17 protein-coding genes are annotated in these 14,891 nt (G+C 47.2%); 9 read left to right on the top strand and 8 right to left on the bottom strand.

What is annotated here, in order from left to right; all coding sequences use genetic code 11:
• Positions 1 to 26: 26 nt before the first annotated feature.
• On the bottom strand, positions 27 to 890 hold the full coding sequence (locus Q1A04_RS13585; protein WP_299706817.1) for a phosphatase PAP2 family protein: 864 nt from the start codon (positions 888 to 890) through the stop codon (positions 27 to 29).
• Positions 891 to 1,029: 139 nt separating this feature from the next.
• Positions 1,030 to 2,235, bottom strand: a complete 1,206-nt coding sequence (locus Q1A04_RS13590; protein ID WP_299706820.1) for an NADH-quinone oxidoreductase subunit D — start codon at positions 2,233 to 2,235, stop codon at positions 1,030 to 1,032.
• Positions 2,236 to 2,456: 221 nt separating this feature from the next.
• Here Q1A04_RS13590 and Q1A04_RS13595 point away from each other — a divergent pair, with 221 nt between their 5' ends.
• The 7 genes from Q1A04_RS13595 (at position 2,457) to Q1A04_RS13625 (ending at position 8,400) form a co-directional block, all read left to right on the top strand.
• Positions 2,457 to 3,074, top strand: a complete 618-nt coding sequence (locus Q1A04_RS13595; RefSeq protein ID WP_299706823.1) for a hypothetical protein — start codon at positions 2,457 to 2,459, stop codon at positions 3,072 to 3,074.
• Positions 3,075 to 3,142: 68 nt separating this feature from the next.
• Positions 3,143 to 3,733, top strand: coding sequence for a hypothetical protein (locus tag Q1A04_RS13600; protein WP_299706826.1), 591 nt, complete (start codon positions 3,143 to 3,145; stop codon positions 3,731 to 3,733).
• 110 nt (positions 3,734 to 3,843) lie between these two features.
• Positions 3,844 to 4,302, top strand: a complete 459-nt coding sequence (locus tag Q1A04_RS13605) for a hypothetical protein (RefSeq protein ID WP_299706829.1) — start codon at positions 3,844 to 3,846, stop codon at positions 4,300 to 4,302.
• A 240-nt stretch (positions 4,303 to 4,542) separates the two neighbouring features.
• A complete protein-coding gene (locus Q1A04_RS13610) occupies positions 4,543 to 5,175 on the top strand; it encodes a hypothetical protein (RefSeq protein ID WP_299706832.1) in 633 nt (210 codons plus the stop codon).
• 772 nt (positions 5,176 to 5,947) lie between these two features.
• A complete protein-coding gene (locus Q1A04_RS13615; protein WP_299706834.1) occupies positions 5,948 to 7,339 on the top strand; it encodes a M1 family aminopeptidase in 1,392 nt (463 codons plus the stop codon).
• A 59-nt stretch (positions 7,340 to 7,398) separates the two neighbouring features.
• Entirely contained in the window at positions 7,399 to 7,854 is a 456-nt protein-coding gene (locus Q1A04_RS13620) for a GNAT family N-acetyltransferase (protein WP_299706837.1), read from the top strand.
• 39 nt (positions 7,855 to 7,893) lie between these two features.
• Entirely contained in the window at positions 7,894 to 8,400 is a 507-nt protein-coding gene (locus Q1A04_RS13625; protein WP_299706840.1) for a hypothetical protein, read from the top strand.
• A 49-nt stretch (positions 8,401 to 8,449) separates the two neighbouring features.
• Here Q1A04_RS13625 and Q1A04_RS13630 read toward each other — a convergent pair whose 3' ends face one another.
• From Q1A04_RS13630 to Q1A04_RS13640, 3 genes are all read right to left on the bottom strand, one after another.
• The gene (locus tag Q1A04_RS13630) at positions 8,450 to 9,049 is read right to left on the bottom strand and encodes an NADH-quinone oxidoreductase subunit C (RefSeq protein ID WP_299706844.1); all 600 of its coding nucleotides are present in this window, start codon (positions 9,047 to 9,049) and stop codon (positions 8,450 to 8,452) included.
• A gap of 69 nt (positions 9,050 to 9,118) precedes the next feature.
• Positions 9,119 to 9,760 (bottom strand): NADH-quinone oxidoreductase subunit NuoB, encoded by a 642-nt coding sequence (nuoB, locus tag Q1A04_RS13635; RefSeq protein WP_299706846.1) that lies wholly within the window; start codon positions 9,758 to 9,760, stop codon positions 9,119 to 9,121.
• A 72-nt stretch (positions 9,761 to 9,832) separates the two neighbouring features.
• Positions 9,833 to 10,327 (bottom strand): NADH-quinone oxidoreductase subunit A, encoded by a 495-nt coding sequence (locus tag Q1A04_RS13640; protein WP_299706849.1) that lies wholly within the window; start codon positions 10,325 to 10,327, stop codon positions 9,833 to 9,835.
• 266 nt (positions 10,328 to 10,593) lie between these two features.
• Here Q1A04_RS13640 and Q1A04_RS13645 point away from each other — a divergent pair, with 266 nt between their 5' ends.
• Positions 10,594 to 12,012: a thioredoxin-like domain-containing protein gene (locus Q1A04_RS13645; RefSeq protein WP_299706854.1), complete on the top strand. Its 1,419-nt coding sequence runs from the start codon at positions 10,594 to 10,596 to the stop codon at positions 12,010 to 12,012.
• Between the two features lie 95 nt (positions 12,013 to 12,107).
• On the opposite strand, the gene Q1A04_RS13650 is transcribed toward Q1A04_RS13645, so the two are convergent.
• Positions 12,108 to 12,734, bottom strand: coding sequence for a hypothetical protein (locus Q1A04_RS13650; protein ID WP_299706857.1), 627 nt, complete (start codon positions 12,732 to 12,734; stop codon positions 12,108 to 12,110).
• Between the two features lie 256 nt (positions 12,735 to 12,990).
• Between Q1A04_RS13650 and Q1A04_RS13655 the strand changes: the two genes are divergently transcribed.
• Positions 12,991 to 13,656 carry a hypothetical protein gene (locus tag Q1A04_RS13655; protein WP_299706860.1) on the top strand — a complete coding sequence of 222 codons (666 nt, stop codon included), beginning with the start codon at positions 12,991 to 12,993 and terminating at the stop codon, positions 13,654 to 13,656.
• A gap of 23 nt (positions 13,657 to 13,679) precedes the next feature.
• Here Q1A04_RS13655 and Q1A04_RS13660 read toward each other — a convergent pair whose 3' ends face one another.
• Complete coding sequence (locus Q1A04_RS13660) at positions 13,680 to 14,255, bottom strand: DinB family protein (RefSeq protein ID WP_299706863.1); 576 nt, start codon at positions 14,253 to 14,255, stop codon at positions 13,680 to 13,682.
• An 83-nt stretch (positions 14,256 to 14,338) separates the two neighbouring features.
• Positions 14,339 to 14,890, bottom strand: a complete 552-nt coding sequence (locus Q1A04_RS13665; protein WP_299706866.1) for a Crp/Fnr family transcriptional regulator — start codon at positions 14,888 to 14,890, stop codon at positions 14,339 to 14,341.
• Position 14,891 lies beyond the last annotated feature (1 nt).

A 14,891-nucleotide genomic window follows, 5' to 3' on the forward strand; every position in this document is an offset into this window, starting at 1 on the left:
TATACCTTGTCTCAAGCAGTCAAGGTCTAAAAGGTCAGGGACATGGCCATACCCATTTGTCCGTTTGGCAGTACAACAGGATACATGGCTGTGTTCAAGCCGCCGCCTTTCGTTAGTTTGGCTTGCACCCAATAGACAGTATTCACGGATATGATACCTACTCCCGCGCCGGCCAACACATCAGAGAGCCAATGCGCATCGTTCAGCACACGCAAAACACCGGTACCGCCTGCTATGCCGTAACTCACTACACTTACCCAAGGGCTCTTGTGCCGGAACTCCTTATCCATAAAAGTAGCGATCGTGAACGCGTAGGCCGTATGGCCGGAAGGGAAGGCATAGGGCTTGCCGTTGGGCCTGTCTCTGTCTGTCAGTTTCTTAGTGGGCCAAACAATAGCCGATGCCAGTGCTCCGGAGGAGAGAAGCAGCACCGTCTGGCGGCCCAACTCGTGCCTGTTCTGCGATGATATGATATTAAAACCATAGAGGCCCACCAATGGAGCAAGCATAGCAAAGTCATCGGCATTGGTTGCAAACTTAGGGAAGACCCTGTGCCGGTAGTTAAAAATATCATCGCTGTTCAGGATACCGTGTCCCCCCATCGTATAAACGCCGGCACCAATAAGCACAGCGGCAGGTATAACGGCCCGCATCAGGTAGCGTTTGTTGTCACCCTCCAGTCGCTGAGACTCCGTAAAAGGCTTTTTCTGACCGGGGAGCACCGTGTCGGCAGGAGGAACAAAAAAGCGAGGATCTACGGAAATAGCCTTCAGTGTGTCCGGAAGAGGCTTTTTGGGAGGATGTACTTGAGCCACTGCCATAGCAGGGCCAAACAGGATGCTGATCCAAAGGAGATGTATGGTGAATAGCTGGTTTAATCTCATATACATACTACGTTCAGTTCATCGGGCTTTCGATGCGCGACAATAAGCACATTAATTAATTTTTAACGTTTCCTATTGCTATGAGTTTTGGGGGAAGTGATGATGTGTTGCAGGGCCCATACGCCGGGAAGCTGGTAAAAGCGTTTTACCTATCTATTTCACCCAATACAATGTCGATAGAGCCCACTATGGCGATAAGGTCGGCGACCATGCAGCCACGGCTGATTTCGGGCAGTACAGACAGATTTACGAAGCTTGGAGCGCGGCCGTGGCAGCGAAAAGGCACGTCGCTGCGGTCGGTGGTCCGGAAGAAAAAGCCCAGTTCGCCGCGTGGTGTTTCGCCCCGGAAATACAGCTCCTGCGTGCCGGTCATGCGCATCTTCTTGGGACAGGCCACCTGCGGGTCGAAATCAGGGGTACGCTGGTGCTCACCGGTTAGCTTGTCGAGGCATTGGCTGATGATTTTGATAGACTCGCGGCATTCGAGCGCCCGCACATAGTTGCGGTCCCAGCAGTCGCCGGTGCTGCCCATAATGCCTTCGCCGATCGGCACTTCAAACTCCAGCTCCGGGTATATGCTGTACCCATCGACGCGGCGCAGGTCATGGCGCAGGCCGGAGCCACGAAGCATCGGGCCGGAGCAGCCGTAGTTAATGGCCACATCCAGCGGCAGAATGCCCACGTTAGCCGTGCGGTCTATGAAGATTTTGTTGGTGAGCAGGATGGTGTCGAGCTCGTCGAGCTTGGGCCTTAGGTAGTTGATGAACTCGCTGCAACGCGTTTCGAAACCAATAGGCAGATCGTAGTACAGACCGCCCACCCATATGTAGTTGTAGAGCATACGGGCTCCACTTGTCCACTCCAGCAAGCGCTGAATATGCTCCCGGTCGCGCAGCAGCCACAGGAATGGCGTGAAAGCCCCGATGTCGATGGCATAAGTGCCGATGGCCAGAAAGTGCGAAGCCAGTCGGTTAAGCTCCGCCACGAGCACCCGGATATACTCTACCCGCTTCGGAATCTGATCGGTTATACCCAGCAGCTTCTCCACGCCCATGCACCACACATGCTCCGAGTTCATGGCGGCAAGGTAGTCCATGCGGTCCACGTAGGGGATGGTCTGGTTGTAGGCCATGCTCTCGGCGTGCTTTTCGAAGCAGCGGTGTAGGTAGCCGATATGAGGGGCCACTTCTGTCACAATCTCCCCGTCGGTTACCACTTCGAGGCGCAGAACACCGTGCGTGCTCGGATGCTGCGGCCCCATGTTCACGATCATCTCGCCCGCGCGCAGGTTGTCCAAGCTGAACTTGTTCGGCTCCGATTGCAGCAGGTAATCTTTGTGCGTGGTAGACAAGGACGGTTAGTTAAGAGTTTAAGTTAGGAGTTAAGCAAAGTTCGGAAAAATGGGGGAATTATGGAGGGTTTGTTTTAGGAGGATAATTTTAGACAACATATATAATTTTGACAATATATAGTATATTCGTTAGTCCAGTTACAGTTATCTGTCAAAAATGACAAATACCGTATGTCTATTCCCTTTATACACAAGTTAGCTGGCACTTTAAATAAAATATTTTGGGACAGATAAGCATAAAAGAGGTTGCTACCATAAGGAAGCCAAAAGAAGGTGAAGGTGCCGTTGGTAACCTTTTACATGTTTTGAGCTTACTTTTCTATCCTGTTATTTTATTGGGCGGGCTCATTTTAATGGCGTTTGCAGCCTGTCTGTCATTCTTCCAAAGCATGTCTAGAACTAAGGAAGAAAAAGAACGACTGAAAACCCAATTGAACGACGGAGCCGCAGTGCTGCAATGGACGTACTGGACGCAAATCAGCGACATAAAACTATCCCAGAAACTAATTGGAGAGATTCACTTCGGGCCAGCATATTTTGCAGTAAAAAGCGAGCCTACGATTTCTGAACTTGATAACAAGATATTCGGCGACTGGTTTTTTCATTACGAAAATGGATTGTTTATCCAGCAATGGAATTCAACCAAATCAGCAGATACAAATCTTTTACATATTGACACTAAGGATTTGCAGGTAAGCCTTGTAAAGGCAAGTATTCCTTCTGTTAATTGGAATATGCTAAAAACAGAAGAAAATGCGCTGCAATTGGAATGTGATACAGGTAAGGAGATATTAAAATTCGTGATTGAAACAAAAAAAGCGCTAGCTAACATTGTATAAAAATCATGCTTCGGCCGACGGCCTCGCCCGTTTTTTATACTAACCGTTACCAGCAATATCAATCACGAATGAAAAACCTTCTACTCGCAATTTGCTTACTGTTTTACTCATGTAGCCAACAGGCAGGTGAGAGAACTCATACCGTTGAGTATACAGGTGACTTTAAGGAGTACAAAGGAGTTGACACCTTAAGTACATATTTAGTTGATAGGTATATCATTGACCTAGATTATGATGGTAAGGCTGATACAATTGTATTGGAGAATCTAGAAGACCTAAAAGGAGACCCACAGCTGTTCACTATCATAAAAGTAAAGCTCGCCAGCAACAAGGAATATGTATACAAGAATGTGCAGGGGGCTTTGATTGACAAAAAGACAAAGCTAAAACTTCCAAACAGGCTACAGTCGGATAAACTCTACATACCTGAAACCAGTGGACAAAATAGCCTTGTGTTTGTATGGGACTACCAATATCCTGACTGCACCGCTCGACTTGCCATTTACCAACTCAACAAGAGCGGCACCAGTGAAAAGGTAAACCAAGACTTCTATGCTCTTGAAATAGCTGAGATGGAAAAAAGTAAAAGTGTTGTTGTCATTGGCAAGCCTGATTGCGAAGAAGAGACAGCAACAGATTCTATCCATGTCAGCTTATAGGTTCTAGGAAACAAAAAAGTAAAAACTACAGCTGGTAACAAGGTGCAGCATTTATACTCAGCTTTGCCTCGCACATCGTCTACACCAGACCGTTAATAAAAAACAAGAGCATGAAAACCAAACTTCTATTTTTAATTTCTCAAATAACGCTACTTAGCTGCCAGTCACCTGTTGCGGATACAGAGAAACAGGAAAATCGTTTTTCTGAAGTGAGTATAGATTCTACGCAGGTGGAGGAGTCGGTTACCGACTTGCAATCATCTGCAGAAGAGGAGAACAGCGAATATCTGGACTGGCAAAGTGTCCGCATTAACGGTAAACTTCCCCTAATAGCCTCTGTGAAGCAGATAGAAGCATTAATGGGTAAGGCTGACAGTGTTGTAACAATAGACTGGGATAACACTTGCTCTTCACGCTACAGAAGTAGTGATTCTAAAGATGCTTATTATGGTGGTTATGAATTTGAGCAGTTCGGAGACTCCCTAGATTTCCAAGGCGTCGACTTTCGTAAAGGTGAGGATGTGTTCCTGCAGGTTAATAACCTGAAGTTAAGCGGCGCTACTACATAAGAAGCGTTAAGAAAACACTTCCCGGAGGCAGTTGATGACGTAGGCAAGCTGGATGTGCATGAAGTAGGCATCGTTGATGCAATTGCGGTGGCTCCTTCCAAAGCCCTATCAGACGGACACTGGCTGTTGATGTTCCAGCAAGGGAAGCTAATTATCGTGCATTATTGGTTTCCGTGCTAAAGTATGCTTTTATAAATTACACCTCAACTTTGTATTAAAACACTGCATAACCGGCAACCAATGAAAACACTTAACCTCATCATCTTCTTATTGCTTACTACACAAGCATTCGCCCAAAATAAGCCGATGAAATACTATGGTGAAAACGGCAGAGAAGTATCGGAACAAGTCTTTTTTGAAAGCAGAAACTACAGCCAAAATTTAGACTTGTACTTTGAGGACGATTCTACCCACTATGGCCTACTAGTTACTAGGCAAAATTCAGGCAAACTGGACCAGCAGGTATTTGAGGAATTAAAAGCACACCTGACCCAAATAAGTGGTAAGCAGGTTGACGCGACTAAAAACATAGTAGTAAATTACCTTACCGCGTTTCCGGAAAAGATACAGCCGACAACGCCAAAGTCTGCCTGGAATATGTTCGATAAAGACTATCTGAGAAAGCTTCACAAAATAGCTGCTATTGAGCAGTTTTGGCTTAACTCGCCTGAAGCAGAGAATCTTGCTTATTACCACAAGAACAGTATAAACTGGATTGAGGACAAGGGTAGCCACTTCCAAAAAGTATTTTTCCCTTACGAAGTTGGTGTTGGAAATTTTGTCCTTTTAAAGCCCGACGGACAGTTCTATTATTATTTAGGCGAACATGGGAAACAGGAAGTGTGGGAAAAGGCACAAAAGTATTTCAAGTGAGTTCTATTGTTAACGTAGTCTACTTGCCCCTAATGCGAGCTTGCGAATTGTGCTTCTGCCCAGTCCCAATCAGTGCCTAGAACCAAGCTATAAGCTCAAGTTCACTGAAGATGCCATGCTATACCTGAAACGAACCAATTCAAATAATCCTGACTTTGTGGCTCTTGTAAGATTACTCGATGCTGACCTTAGAGCAGCCCTACCGAAAACTCAGCTAAATAGCCTTTTATATCAGATTAAGCCCAAATTTTAAAAGAACCTTGATAAGGCCCACTTAGAGAGAGCTATAATCGATATTGATAGAGATGGGAAAATCACGAACATAGTTTTTCTGGAAAAGCTTTTGAAATATGAACCGGAGAAAAAGTATGATGCAAGATTCCTTAAGTATATGCCAACTGATTCTCCAACCAGACTTCAAAAAGAAATTGTGAAGATACTGAAGTAAGGAAAGCCATGGATACCAGCAAGGTTCAGTGGAAGAACTGTTAATTCACGGGTCTACGCTAGCATAACCTTTAATACAGGTGAAAGACTTATAGTTTCTGATTTATATTGAATGCTCTAACCACACCTATAATATAGCTACGCCACCTCATAACCCAGACCGTTAAAACCAAAAATGGCCTGCTGTACAATTATAGCAGGCTGTTTTTATAGGTAAAAATATAATAACTAAAATACTATATTTGCAGGGTTTTTTGCGGAGTCTAAGCAGAGCTATAGCCTTGCAAACAACCTTTTAACTACTCGTCTAGCAAGTAAAAAAACTATGAAACTTTACCGTGGTATAGCTTTTACGACAGCTTTCCTGTTCGTTCTATTAAACTCTCTCCTTGCGCAGCCCCATCTTAAAGGTCATGTAGAAATTGAGATGAAGACTGGCCTGATCAACTGCAGCTTTAGCCTAAGCAATGTGCCCGCTCTGGAAAAGTATAGCATCCTGCTGAACAAAGGCATGAATGTGAAATATTTTAAAGACAAAGCTGGCAAACTGATGGACTATGCGGGGCACCATGGTGGAAAAACTAATGGCGAGGCTATTGCTTATGCCCTTACAGATGCAGCTAACGATACTATGGCGTTACCTTCGGCTTTTAGTGTAGAGTATAAAGGCGCTTTTCCTGTATATGCCGACAACGACCTGAATGTTTTTGACTACAAAGGCATCATCGCTTTTAACGGCCAAACCGTGCGGGCTACTGAGCAAACCAAATGGTATCCGGTTATTTATGACGCCGCCAACGACAGATTGCTGCACGACTACACTTACGACCTGACTGTTAGTATAAAAGACGGGTCCTCGATTTTTATAAACGGCAGCGCTCCACAGAAAAAGCAGAAAGCACGTTTTACCTCAACCAAAGCTTACCCCTTGCTGCTTTTTGCCGGCAACTATAACTTTCTGCGCAACGGCGGCGACTACATACTGAATGCTGACATCAGCCAGAAAACAGCAGAGAAAATCTTTAACAACATCGAATCGATAAAAGACGTGCTGGCCGCCAACCTGCAACTTGCGTTTACTGACAACATCTACTTGATAAGTCACAAGCCAGTGAACATGCGGCCTAAGGGTAGCAGTTGGGGATTTAACACCTACCCTAGCTTCGCTTTTACCGGGCTTAACTTTGAAGACCTGATCACAAAAGAAGATAAATTTCCGGATCATATCTATAAGTACTATGGCCATGAGTTCGGTCACAACTACTTTGGCAACAATGTGTTGTCTGGTAAGCTAAGTTGGTTTTGGTTGGAGTCTTTTGCCGAGTACCTATCCTATAACGTAGCCGAAGATATAGTTGGGCAGGACTACCTGAAGCAAACTTTAATTAAACAGGCCAAGCAGTTAGAAGGCAAATCGTTCACCCCCTTAAGTGAGGTAAAACAGCGCGAAGACATTGACAATACCTACCGCTATGTGTTGGCGCCTTTGATGTTAAAATGCTTCGAGGATGCATTTGGACGCGAGAAAATGAACGGGGTAATAAAATCGTTGCTGCATGCCGCCAAAACCGAAACCTTAACGCTGGAACACTGGAAGCAGGCTGCACTGCAACAAGGCATACCTGAAAAAGACTTCCGTGCTTTTGAGAAAGAGTTTGTGGAGAGCAAAGACTTCAAGCAAAATATCGTAGACGCGATCGTAAAGAAACACAGTTAAAAGGATAGTAGGTATATGCGCCGGAATTGCTCCATGACAACTTAGCTAGCCCCTGTTATATGATAGAGCTGAAAAGAACAGACTCTGATGATCCCGATTTCGTGGCGCTTGTGAAGCTGCTAGATGCTGACCTCGCTATCAGGGATGGGGAAGAGCATGCCTTTTATGCGCAGTATAACAAAATCGCCAGCATAAAACATGTGGTGCTGGCCTATGAAAACGGAAAGCCTTTGGGCTGTGGCGCTATAAAAGAGTTTGAACCGGGCACCATGGAAGTGAAGCGCATGTATGTTTCACCGGAAGGCAGGAATAAAGGCATAGCAAGCCAGCTGTTATTAGAGTTGGAAAACTGGGCGCGGGAGCTTACCTATACCCGATGTATTTTAGAAACCGGCCTGAAACAGCCCGAAGCCATTGGCCTTTACAAAAAGAACGGTTACCGACAAATTCCGAACTATGGACAGTATGCCGGTGTAGAGAACAGTGTGTGCTTTGAGAAGGTGATAAATCTCTGATGAGCTGTATCAATTGAAAATAAACTTACCTCAATCTTTATGACAAAAAATCTACTATGTTTGCTGGTGTTTATGCTGGCAACAATTCGGGTCGCGCAGGCACAGGCGGGTTACCCTGACTGGGACAAGAACTACCCTGCTATTGACTTTCAGCGAGTGCTTCAGTTTGAGCAGCGATATGCAGATAGCGTGGTGGCTGTGGATGGTGATATTGCCTACTATTTTAGAATGGACAAGTATCGTTTCTCAGCAACCTATTTGGGTCAAAAAAGGGCAATAGACCCAAAGGTGATGCAGTCGATGAAAAGAGTATTTAAGATGGTTTCCGGGGATCCTGCCCTGTTGGAAAGCTTGATGGAAAACGAATACCTATTTCAAGTAGGAGAAACGCAGATTTGGGTCCCGGTACAGAGGCAGCTGGAAAAGCCACTGGCCAAGGAAGTAAAGAAAGGGAAGAGCGCCCTTATCTACTGTCTGTTTCTGAACGAACGGTCTAGCGGAGGTCTATACAACTCGCTTCTCATTTCGGAGTTTTTAAAGGAATAGTGGTTCTTGCTATAGCAGACCGCCTAAACAATTTAAACTAAGCTTTACCTTAAGCCTCCGGTTTCGCCCGCTTATCTGTGAAAGGTTCCTCTGGATCAATCAGGCGAACAGGTTCACCCCTAAAGCCGCTGTACTCGTTGTGGTTATCGTAAGGCACCTTGATGCCGTGGTAGTAGTCCTGCAGTTTGTAGTCTTTGCGTAGCGGGTGACCCTCCCAATCGGCGGAGCAGAGAATGCGGCGCATGTCCGGATGGTCTTTGAAGAGAATGCCCACTAAGTCGAAGATCTCCCGCTCCTGCCAGTCGGCGGTGCGCCAGATGTGGCTCACAGTAGGCACGGAAGGTATCGGCTCGCCGGCGTTGGTGTTGCGCGGCACCACAACCTTGAGCATAAGAGAGTGGTCGTAAGGGATAGAGTACAGGTTATACACCACTTCCACAGTGCCAGTCTCAGGCCCATTGTCTATACCTGTCACGCTGGAGAGAAAATCGAAATAGGTCAGCTCATTGTCGTGTAGCTCGAGGCATACCTCCGCCAGCCGCTCTGTATCAAGCACGAGGTATGGCTGCAGGTTATCGGTATGTTCCGATACGATCACCTCCGCTCCAAACTGCACTGCTATAAAGTCTCTTATCTCCTCGAAAAGCATAGCTTTTTAATTAGTAATGATTTATGACGAATGATTAATTAAAAAGTCAATGAGTGATGATTGGTGGCTTTAAGCAGTTGGGTTTTGCTGACTTTTTAGCTCAATTTCATCGTTTCCCTCTACCAAAGGATTCATTTCTAATTCCCCATTTGTCACTTTTGATTCATCATTATTCATTAATGATTCCTCATTATTCATTCTTCTCGCCATAATCTGCTGCACGGCTCTTGGGGCACGGATGGTTTCCTGACGGATAATCTCCTGCAGTTTCAAGAAGCCTCCGATAAGGGCCTCCGGTCTAGGCGGACAGCCGGGCACGTACACATCCACCGGTATGATGCGGTCTACTCCCTTTACCACGTGGTAGCCATGCTCCCAGTAGGGGCCGCCACAGTTGGAGCAGCTTCCCATCGAAATCACATAGCGCGGTTCCGGCATCTGCTCGTAAAGGCGGCGTACGCGGTCCGCCATCTTAAAGGTAACCGTACCGGCCACGATCATCACATCCGACTGCCTAGGAGAAGCACGGGGTATAATGCCGAAGCGGTCGAGATCATAGCCGGAGGCATATGCCCCCATCATCTCGATGGCGCAGCAAGCCAGACCAAAACCCATCGGGAACAGCGAGGTCAGTCGCGCCCAATTCAGCAGGTCATCCAGTTTGGTAATCACCACACCGCCTTCACCCGTTTTGTCCTGTGGAATGTTCAATGGTTAATGAGTAATGGTTAATGAATAGTGAGTAATGCTGATTACTCACATTCTAATGTTAACTGATCACTGTTAAAGCTGTTTTCTGTTAACTGCTCTTCGTTCGTTCACGCGCTGGTATACATCCATCGGTATACGGGAGCGGCTTTGCGGCACGATCGGTTTTGGCTTTATCCAGTCGAGGTGGCCTTTGGCCCAAGCATAGGCTAAGCCCAGTGCCAGTACGCCAATGAAGATGAACATCTCGATAAGCGAGAACCAGCCCCATACCCCATCTGTCGCCTCGATCAGGTCGCGGCGGCCGAAAACCGTTGCCCACGGAAACAGAAAAGCCAGCTCGACATCAAAAATGATGAAGATAAGCGCCACCACGTAGAAACGTGGGTTGAACTGCACCCATGAGTTGCCGATTGGCTCCTCGCCCGACTCGTAAGTCGTCAGCTTTTCCGCATTGGGCCTGCTCGGGCGAATCAGCTTAGCGGTTAGCAGGCCGATCACCACGAATATAGCTCCCCCGATCAGAAAGAGCAGGATGGTCCCGAAATCAGAAAGGTAGGTCTCCTTCATAGCGCCGCAGCTGTTTTACACAAATTTACGATAAAATTTTCACCCCACCCCGAGCCTCTCCTTTTTTCGAGGGTTCCTACCCCCAAAACAAAGGAGGGAGCTGATTTGGGAACGATTAACCCGCCCCTGCCCCCTCCAAGGAGTGGAGCTTTCGAGCAGCATCAACATTACGCAAATAACACTTGAAATCAGTTCTAAGGCTGAAAACCTTTCGCTACACATACCTGTACCACATAAAGCACAATAGCCTTTAACGAAACACACCTATGCTTACCGGACGCGTCAATGCACCAGATATAAACACGCCCTATGGCTGGCTCAATTCAGAGCGGGCTTTGTCCATAAAAGAGCTCCGAGGCAAGATCGTGCTGCTCGACTTCTGGACGCTAGGCTGTATTAACTGCCAACACATTGTGCCGGACCTGAAGCGGCTCGAAGAGGAGTATGCCGATGTGCTGGTTGTGATTGGGGTGCACTCTGCCAAGTTCGATGCTGAGAAGCAGAGCGAAACCATCCGGCAGGCCATGCAGAAGTTCGGTATAGAGCATCCTGTTGTTAACGACGCAGACCTTGTCATCTGGAACCAGTATGGGGTGCGCGCTTGGCCTACCACCGTGCTCATAGACCCAAATGGCAAAGTAGTGGGGCAGCATGCCGGCGAAGGCGTGTATGATACGGTAAGGCCCTATGTTCAACGCATGAAAGAGGAGTTTAAAGACGAACTCAACTACCAGCCGATTCCATTTCATGTGGAACAACTGGAGAAGGGTGCGCTATACTTTCCTTCCAAACTCATCAATGACAGCGAAGGTAATCTATACCTGTCGGACAGTGGGCATAACCGTATCCTCAAGCTAAACCAAGAGGGGCAGGTGCTGGAGGTGATCGGCAGCGGGGAAAGGGGCTTCCAGAACGGGGGCTATGCAGACTCGGAGTTTAACGAGCCGCACGGACTGGCTTTGCATGGTGATACACTTTATGTGGCCGATGCCAAGAACAACGCCATCCGCAAAGTAGATCTGCAGCATCGGATGGTCAGCACAGCGGCGGGCACCGGTGAGTTGGAGTACTACTTTCACGATGACAAAACCGGAGAGGCGGTGAATCCGAACAGTCCTTGGGACTTGCTCATACATGGTGGTAGCATGTTTATAGCCAGTGCCGGAAATCACCAGATTCTGCGCATGGACTTGGAGTCGGGTAAGGTATACCGCTTTGCCGGCAGCGGACGCGAGGCACTGACCGACGGACCTCTGGATGATGCCGCATTTAACCAGCCCAGCGGACTTGCCATCAGGGGCGACGTGCTCTACGTGGCCGACGCGGAGGCCAGCGCCATCCGTACTGTTAACCTCAAAACTGGTATGGTGCTCACCCCACTCGGCCGTGGCTTATTCGATTTTGGGGATGTGGACGGGCACGTGGACGACGCCCTGCTACAGCACTGTGTTGGCCTCGAGATCATTGATAAAGACGTGTACATTGCCGATACCTACAACAATAAGGTGAAAGTGCTTGATATGGAGCGGCACCGGGTACGCACGCTTGCTGATGGGTTGCATGAACCAAACGACGTGCTTTTTATAAACGGCCAGCTTTGGGTGACGAGCACTAACAGTCATCAGCTTTTTAAAGTAAACCTGCACTCAGGGGAAAAGGAAGAAGTGAAAGTGAGGGAAGTTTAGGAGCCTGAGAGTTTAGGATTTTGAGAGTTAGGAAGTTGGAATGTAGCGACGTTACACGGTAACCGCAGTCCGTTCAAATCGGGCACAGATAATCGCTATACCTTGACAGGTACCTCGATGAGGTGGTTTCGGACCTTTTGGAAGAAGCGCAGCGTCACTTGGAAGATCGGACTCATGATAAAGGTATAGAAAAAGGTGGCAATGAAGATCGGTCCGCCAAGCACGTAGCCTATACCGAGGATAACACATTCCACCATAATGCGGGTGCGGCTAACCGACAGCTTGATCCGTTCCGAAAGGGCCAGCATGAAACCATCGCGTGGGCCGGCGCCCACACCTCCCGCTATGTACAGCCCGCCCGCTATACCTGCTATAATCACCGCCACGGCCAAGTTTATGTAATCGAGTGGCGTGTTGGTGGCTGATGGCAGAACGTCTAGCCACAGGAACATATCCATAAATGGACCAACGAGCAGAGCGTTCAGGAAAGTGCCGACGTTGATATACTTGCGGTTGATAAACCACGACACCCCCACAAAAAACAGACCGACAAGAGCGCTCCAAGTACCGATGGTAAAGCCCATGTGCTGAAACAAAGCGACATTAAGCACCTCCCAAGGGTGCAGACCAAGGTACTTCACCTTCACAGCGATGGCATTGGCAAAGCCAAACAGCAACAATCCGAGAAAGAAAAAACTATAGCTAACTACTTTTTCACGCATAATCCGACTGCCCTTTTTAATAGGGGCTGGGTTAGAACAAATTCGGGCGCAAGAAAGTTAAAATTGGTTGATAATCATTTGGGTTAAAGTTAAAACTTAGGCATAGTGTTTGTAATACAGCGGTTGATACTTGTCTACATACATTAAGTCAGTCTAAGTTGGGAGTACAGATTTACCCTAATCAGAAAGATTGTAAAGTCGATTTTACCGCATTGCCCAAAAAAAACTTATATTCAGCCATAAATTAATAACTAAGATGATGAAAAAAGGACTACTACAGCTAAGTTTTGTAGCAACGTTTTATTTTATGTTGAGCTTTACTGCCTCTGCCCAAGTGGAAATGATCCAAGACTTTATGGGACGGCCCATTGAGATAAAACAATATGTTGATGTGAAAGGCTCGCCATATTTAACTGATGATTGGCAGGCGGGCTCGGTGAAACTCGATAATGGTAAGATATTCGAAGGCCTCCAGTTAAAATATGACCAAATAGAAGAAGAATTGATGTTCCTCAACAAGGCGGAGGAGGCGCAACTTTTCGTAGATCCTATAGCAGAATTTACAATTATTGGAAGAACGTTCCGCAGAGGTTATACTCCAGCAGATGGTGCCACACCAAAGACTTTTTATCAAGTATTGGCTGATGGGGAGACGCAGCTGTTAAAGCGCACTAGCAAAAAAATATATGAAGAAGTGCCCTATGGCACTGCAACGAAAATAAAGAATATCATAGAAAATGAGACTTATTATCTAGCCGATGCGGAAGGTAAGCTAACGAAAATCCGAAAAGATAAGAAAGCGATCACCAATGCCTTGAGTAACAAAAAGTCAGAGCTAGAAGACTATGTTAAGGCCAACCGCCTTGACCTCCGACAGGAAGGCGATATGGCAAAACTGGTGACCTACTACAACTCGCTGTAGCGATTCATAAACCTAGCACATTCTTAAGCAGCTGCCTGATTAACGGGTAGCTGCTTTTTTACTTGTAGGGCCTGCTGCAAATGCCGTTCTTGGTGCAGCACCACAAACTCCAGCGTTTCCCCGATCCGCAGTTTCAGCAGTTTAAAAAATTCGACAGGTATAGCCTTTTTGTTAAGGTTGGTGCCCTTGGCTTTGTCCAGCAATTGCAGCAGCTCGGTCTGGTGGTCGAGGAACTCCTCCATCGTCTGGCGACCCAACTGGCTGTTGTTGGGGTTCATGTGTTTTACAGTCTTACTCTTTTTGCCGTTGTCCGGGCGCACAATGCCCAGCGACTTTTTGCCGAGCCAGCTGTAGCTGATCGTTTGCAGGTAATTGCCGTCGGAGTTGTTGGCAATAGCTTTGGCTAATATCGGGTTGTAATAGCGGCTATACCTGTTTAGGTGCTCCAAACACTCTAGTATGCTCCAGCTGTCAGATGAAGGTTTGTAGTTGAGTTGGGGCAGGACCAGAGGCACAAACGAAGCGATAACCGTGTGCTTTTGGTTATGGGTAAGCTGGGAGAGATGTTCTAAAGTGTTCATAGCGTTCATAGCGTTCATAGTTTTATTTTGTACGCAACAAAGGTATAGCACGGCTCAGCCCCAATCCTTGACCAGCATCAAGATTTACAGAAAATGACTGTCTATTTAATGCGGCTCAGTGTTTCGGGTGACATGCGCAGGTAAGAGGCGATATACTTTTTGGGGATGTGCTGGAACAGGTGCGGACTCCGCTGCATGACACGCTGCAGGCGCTGTTCCGGCTCAGGCAGCAGCAGGTCTACTTCCCGCTCTATCTTGCCAACCAAGGCCTTCTCGAGTTGTTCGTACCAGAAGCGCCGGATGTTTGGCCGCTGCTCCATTAGGCGCATAAAATCAACTTTACTTATACCTAGCAACTCACTCTTCTTGAGGGCCTGTATGTAATAGTCAGACGGTTTGCCGTCGACAAACGATGGAAACGAAACTAGCAAGGTCTGCGGATACCCGAAGCCCACGCAAATCTCTTCGTCAGGCAGCGGGTAGTAAATACGAAGCGCCCCACTTGTGACAAGGTATAGCCCTTGTTCCACCTGCCCCTGCCGTATTAGGAAATCATATCTGTTGAGTTGTACCTTCTTCTTCCAAAGCGGCAGGAAGGCGGCTATATCGTCTGGCGTGAGGTAGGGGACTTGGTTGAGGAGGGAGAGGGGCATG

This window comes from uncultured Pontibacter sp., from assembly GCF_947499215.1.
GTDB lineage: Bacteria > Bacteroidota > Bacteroidia > Cytophagales > Hymenobacteraceae > Pontibacter.